Raw genomic sequence first — 5,869 nt, forward strand, 5'->3', positions numbered from 1 at the left:
AATTCTTCGTAACAAACTCATCTAAGTTAAGCATAGCGTTCGCCACTACAATCAGGGCTGCCTTTTCAGGGGTATTGTTCCCGGTATTTGCGCCAATCATTTCGCATGTTTTCGTTTCATCATGCTTAAATTGCTGCAAAGCCTGTTGGTATAGCTCCATTAAAGGTTCCAGCTTTTCTTTACTGATAGGGCGAAACATTGCCAGCTCATACCCTTTGCCAATCTGCTGTTGCACATCGCTGCCTCCTTCCTGCTCCATCTTCGCCGCAAAATGCCGCGCCATTTCAATAAAACCTTCATCATTTAAAGTAGCCAGGGCCTGTAAGGGGGTGTTGGTTCGTATTCGCCTGGCAACGCATACTTCGCGTGCTACACCGTCAAAGCTCAGCATGGTGGGGTACGGCGCCGTACGCTTCCAGTAGGTATATACCGCACGCCTGTACTGGTCTTCTCCCGTACTCTTCTCCCATACATTTCCATCATAAGGTGACAACCATATACCTGGCGGCTGATAAGGCATTACACTTTTGCCATACATTTTCGGACTCAGCAACCCCGACAATGCCAAAGCCTGGTCCCTGATCTGTTCTGCGGATAGCCTTACCCGTGCCCCCCGGGCATAATACCTGTTAAAAGCATCTTTTTCGAGCATTTCAGGGGTTACTTTAGCATCCTGCATGTAGGTAGCCGACATTACAATAGTTTTGATCAGTGCTTTCAGGCTCCAGTTATACTCATTCATCAGTTGCCCCGACAGCCAGTCTAACAGTTCCCTGTGCGTAGGCTCAATACCCTGCGATCCAAGGTCTTCCAGGGTTTCCGCAATTCCCTGCCCCATGAGCTGCTCCCATATCCTGTTTACAATGGTTCTTGAAGTAAGGGGGTTTTTTTTATCCGTCAGCCACATTGCCAAACCCAGGCGGTTACGCGGGGCTCCCTCCGGCATCGGGTTGAGCGATTCGGGCACGTCGGGCTGCACCCCATCTCCCTTTACCATCCAGTTGCCTCTTTCAAATACATGCGTAGTGCGAAACATATCAGGAGGATTCTCCATCAGAATGGGTGTAACTACCGGCACGGAAGTAATCATTAAATCGCTAAACCAGGTATATGCACTGTCGTACCCCGGCGCCCCGCTGCGCGGAAAAGAAGACGTAAAATAAAACCAGTCGAAATACGCCAGGGTATGCTCATTTGTTTTTTCAACACCGGGATTAGTATATGTAAAATACAGATCGTGCACGCCATCAACCGTGCCAAAATCAATCCTGCCAATATTCCATCCTTTCGACGGGGGAATTATGGTAGACGCCAGCACCGGCCCGCCGGGATGGTCTAAATGAATAGTCCATTTGCCCTTATCAATTCCAGAAGTATAACGATAGTGCAATACATTTTTATTGGTAAGATCAATACCGGGTAAACGGCTAACCGCGTTGTTCCGTAATGCCAGCCTGGTATCGGAAACTGCGCTGTTTATTAATTTATCGGCAAGGAGCGCGTTAACGGCAGGTTGCCAGGTTTTAAGGAAAGTGATAACCTCATGCGCTTTTTCTTCAGTGGCATTTTGCCTTAACCAGGCTTTTAGCTTTTCAAACTTCACATTATCTTCCGCGTTAAATTCACGCAGTTGCGGATAATCACCTGTCACATCTTCATCCCTGGTATTATTAAAAAAGGCCATGAACTTATAATAGTCATCATGCTTAATAGGATCATAAGGATGACTGTGGCACTGCACGCAGGCGAAGGTGGTACTCAGCAGGGTTTCCCATGTAGTATTTACCCGGTCAATAATAGCGGCTGTTCTAAACTCCTCATCGTCCGTACCACCCTCGTCGTTGGTCATGGTGTTACGGTTATACGCAGTAGCAATCAATTGTTCATCGGTAGCGCCAGGCATCAGGTCGCCTGCCAGTTGCTCCGTTAAAAAGCGATCGTAAGGCATATCACTATTAAATGCTTTGATCAGCCAGTCGCGATACCGCCATATAGAGCGATAGTCGTCCTTTTCATATCCCTTGCTATCTGCATACCGGGCCAAATCTAACCACATAGACGTCCATTTTTCGCCATACTGCGGTGAAGCCAACAGTTCATCTACTAATTTTTCATAAGCGCCGGCACTGTTATCATTCAAAAACCGCTCTGCCATGGCGCCGGATGGAGGAACCCCGGCAATATCAAGACTAACTCTCCGCAAAAGGGTAGCTTTATCGGCCACGGGGGATGGCTGTAGCTTCTGTTCTTTCAGCTTATTAAAAATGAAGTGATCAATATCATTTTTCGCCCAATCATTTTTACCGGAGAGGAAGCCCCAAAAACCGGAAGAAGCATCCGGCACCTGAACAGGCTTTACGGCCACATAGGCCCAGTGGTTGCCCCAATGCGCACCTTCCTTAACCCATTGCCGCAACATAGCAATTTCTTTGGAAGACAGGGGGGCATGATGATAGGGCATTCTTTCCTCCGGATCATTGCTGGTAAGCCTGCGTATCATTTCGCTGTTATCCGGATCGCCCGGGATGATCGGAAACTTTCCGCTCTCCCCTTTTTCCATTGCCTCGGAACGGAATAAAACACTGAACCCGGATTCCTTTTTCACCCCACCATGGCAGGTGATGCATTTTTTATTGAACAGGGGTTTTACTTCTGTATTGTAATCCACCCTTTTGTGACCAATAAGACTGGTGGTTACAACAAGTGCAACAACGAGTATACCGGTAATAAGGATTAACTTCCTGTTGAGTTTTATTTTCATGATAAGAAGGCAAGTTCTATATTAAGTGTAAGGTACGAAATTTAAAAAATGAACCACACTACGATCCGCCATATTAAAACGGGGCGATACATGTCAGCATTCTTTTATACCCAAATTTATTCCTTCAGCTTCTCTTTTCCAATGTACTAAACTTGGATAATAATGGATTTTTTCACTTTTTATCAAAATTTACCTGCCTATTCATTCCTATGTGTTCTTTTTACCATCTTCAGGGCACAAGTAGCAGTAACATATCTTCATGTGCAGCTAATACTTGTGCTTTTTTTATACTTTTAAAACAAGAGAGATGAAGCCCTGTAACATTCCGCAATCGTATTGTTCTATATATAGGTTGTTGATTTTTCGTCAAAGATCCGAACAGCAAAGGGATGATTGTCTCTTTCCTGCCGGTAATGACTCATTTCTTTTCTATAAAAGTTTCTTTCTTTTTCGGATAACAATATAAAATGCACCTGATAACACCGGAACAAAAATAATCAGCCACCAGGGAACACCGGCAGAATGTGAAAATGTAACCGGTTCCGCATTACCCATGAGCACCATATTGGCCCAAAAATAGGGAAGCAGTTTTTCCCTGTTACCCTGCTGTATGAAATACAATTTCGCCTTTTGCAGGGCATCATCTTTATAATTCGCGCCGGGGTTTTCATCACAAGCCGTTGTGGGACAGCTATGAAACCCTGGCGCTGAACGATTCGCCGGGGTCTCATGCTTCACACAGTTGCCTGACTGTGAAGACCCCGTCGGGAAGAAACTGGCATATTAGCAAATGCATGTAATTTAAATTCCAGATCATCGCCTACGGGGTCTGAAACACTGTAGCCACTGGCAATGATATTTCCACTGGCATCTTTGGCGATCTTTAACTGTTCGTCCAGCAATACCCAGTTCAGGTAGGCTTTAGGTTTGCCGCTGGCAGACGCATCGCGGTTGTTTAAAAAATCCAGCGCTGATGGATCCAGCACGCCGCTGTTGATAGGCTCGGTTGCCGTGCCATGTATGGGCGCCGCATTGCTCACGCTCCCCGCCAGCGCAGCTATTGCCGTAAGCGGACTTACAGGTGTTCCGGTCCACCGTTCTTTTTGTACCAACTGCTTACCTGTACGCTAAATTTATCGCCTGCCATTACTTTCAACAGTATGGAAGGACCTATATTATTGCCGTCGCCAACTCCACACTGGCGCAGGTTTGGTAGCATTGCCCTGTGCCGGGCCAGACCTGTTGCCGTGTTTCCACTTATCTTAATATTTCTTAAACAAGTAGTGCATGAGCCCGGCTATAAACTTATATCTATCATTATTGCAAAACAAGTAACGCTCAGGCATCAGGTCGGCAACGCACAGTACCACTGCTACAGACATATGCCAGAAAGTGATTTTTAGCCATAATAATCGGGGGTTGAATCACTAATATAATTATTTTTATTAATTAGTTCAGTTTCTTCCAATTAGTTTAATCCCTAAAACATGAAAAAAATTAGTCTCTTGGTAGTCATTATTTTATTGGCCTCTTTTCTGCCTTTTATCCTTTCATCAGTAGCTTTCAAATATATATTGCTTGGGTGTGGTATTCTATTTGGGCTTTTTTCTGACATTGCCAATAAGGAGAAATATCGGTATGTATGGCTCTTCTTTAAGGTAGCAACCGCTTCTTGTTTTGTGGCAGGTATTGCGTTTATTGTTAAGGAAGACAAAAATAACGCTAATAATTTTAAAGCATTATTGGTTAAATCAGACAGTATTTTTAATGCCCAGTCAATAAATTTCAAAGCAAACAACACAGAGCTAAAAGGAATCTTAAACAATATTTCGAGCTTCCAACAACGACAATTTAACCCATTACCGGATAGTTGTTATTTCATGTTCGATTTCGTGATTGATCATTCAAAAATTAATTTTAAAAGCCAAATTATTAATATGAAATTTTTTAGGGTTGAGGGAAAGGATAGCTTATTCACCTTTAACTTTAAAACAAAATACAATAGAGTTTTAGAATATATCAGCGCTTTGAATAGTAGTATCGTCCTCACATTTAGTAACAAGTCTTCTAAAATAAAATATTATACAACCTATCACCACTCTCCATACATCGAAAAAATTTATTGTAATCAAAAAGACGAAATTGTATTCAGGTACAATTTAGTACCTGCCATTGATTTTGAAGGGGCTTGGGATTATCTGGATCTAAAATTAATAAAATCTTCATCGCACAATTTTATTTCCGCTCTCGATTTTGAAAATTGTACGGTTAAAATGTGTTTTGGAACTTTATATTATGATAAAAGCAAGGGTGGGCCAGTCGGTGACTTAAAAGCGAGAATAGCTAATGCGAAAGTGCTATTAGATTTTAATGGGGTTGATTTTATTGAGATTAATGACATCAAACAAGATCAAAACGAGTCCATGAATTTTATTGGCAGAACAGAGAGGTTGATAATTAATTCTTTAAAAGATGACTGTCTCAGTCCACTGTATGTCGGTGATCAATGGAGACGAGGGGGTGTAAAAAATTAAAAATTTCAATTGTTTTACGCTGCCTGTTTAAAATATTTATCAGCCCTGAATTTCAAAGCATTCAGTAGCGCATTCTGCCTTTTAATTTTACCAGGCTGGCGCAGGTTTGGTAGCGCTGCTTTGTGTAGTGTCAGACCTGCTGCTGTATTATTACTTTTCTCAAATTGCTATACAAAAAACGCCAAAACACAGGTCGGCTATCGCACAAGACCAATGCCACATAGCCGCGCCAGTGCAAAATAGTATTCTGCTAATTCAACAAAAAACAGCGCAAACAAGACTTTCATGAAAATAATTCATTCTTTGTTCAAGCATTCAGCGCTGTATAGTAATATTGGATGATTTTCATGTTGCCGGCAGGAAGGGCCTGGTCGTCTCTTTCCTGCCAGTGGCTATATATAGCTTTGGTGCTTTTCAATATGATTTTTAGCCGGCAAACCGGAATTAACATTTGCCCGCTTCTTTTTTCTTTTAATCAGCATATAAATCACACCTCCCGCCAATACCAACACCGCAACTATCAGCCACCAGGGAACACCGGCAGAATGTGAAAATGTAACCGGTTCCGCATTAC

Annotated in this window: 5 protein-coding genes; 1 reads left to right on the plus strand and 4 read right to left on the minus strand. The window is 42.9% G+C overall.

Annotated elements, in window-relative coordinates:
- From PLE34_RS20280 to PLE34_RS20290, 3 genes are all read right to left on the minus strand, one after another.
- Window positions 1–2,761: DUF1553 domain-containing protein (locus PLE34_RS20280; RefSeq protein WP_324560001.1), on the minus strand; the 2,761-nt coding region annotated here is incomplete at its 3' end.
- A gap of 429 nt (window positions 2,762–3,190) precedes the next feature.
- Window positions 3,191–3,499: a hypothetical protein gene (locus PLE34_RS20285; protein WP_324560003.1), complete on the minus strand. Its 309-nt coding sequence runs from the start codon at window positions 3,497–3,499 to the stop codon at window positions 3,191–3,193.
- The gene (locus PLE34_RS20290; protein WP_324560005.1) at window positions 3,496–3,873 is read right to left on the minus strand and encodes a hypothetical protein; all 378 of its coding nucleotides are present in this window, start codon (window positions 3,871–3,873) and stop codon (window positions 3,496–3,498) included. The genes PLE34_RS20285 and PLE34_RS20290 overlap by 4 nt, the downstream gene beginning before the upstream one ends.
- Before the next feature lie 375 nt (window positions 3,874–4,248).
- Here PLE34_RS20290 and PLE34_RS20295 point away from each other — a divergent pair, with 375 nt between their 5' ends.
- The gene (locus PLE34_RS20295; RefSeq protein WP_324560007.1) at window positions 4,249–5,295 is read left to right on the plus strand and encodes a hypothetical protein; all 1,047 of its coding nucleotides are present in this window, start codon (window positions 4,249–4,251) and stop codon (window positions 5,293–5,295) included.
- A gap of 392 nt (window positions 5,296–5,687) precedes the next feature.
- Here PLE34_RS20295 and PLE34_RS20300 read toward each other — a convergent pair.
- A partial coding sequence (locus PLE34_RS20300) for an LPXTG cell wall anchor domain-containing protein (protein ID WP_324560009.1) occupies window positions 5,688–5,869 on the minus strand: 182 nt, incomplete at its 5' end.

The organism is Agriterribacter sp. (assembly GCF_035445465.1).
Taxonomy (GTDB): Bacteria; Bacteroidota; Bacteroidia; order Chitinophagales; family Chitinophagaceae; genus Agriterribacter.

Bases quoted from the DNA above. Each gene is read 5' to 3' on its own strand.
- PLE34_RS20295 (WP_324560007.1), top strand. From the start codon at position 4,249: ATGAAAAAAATTAGTCTCTTGGTAGTCATTATTTTATTGGCCTCTTTT.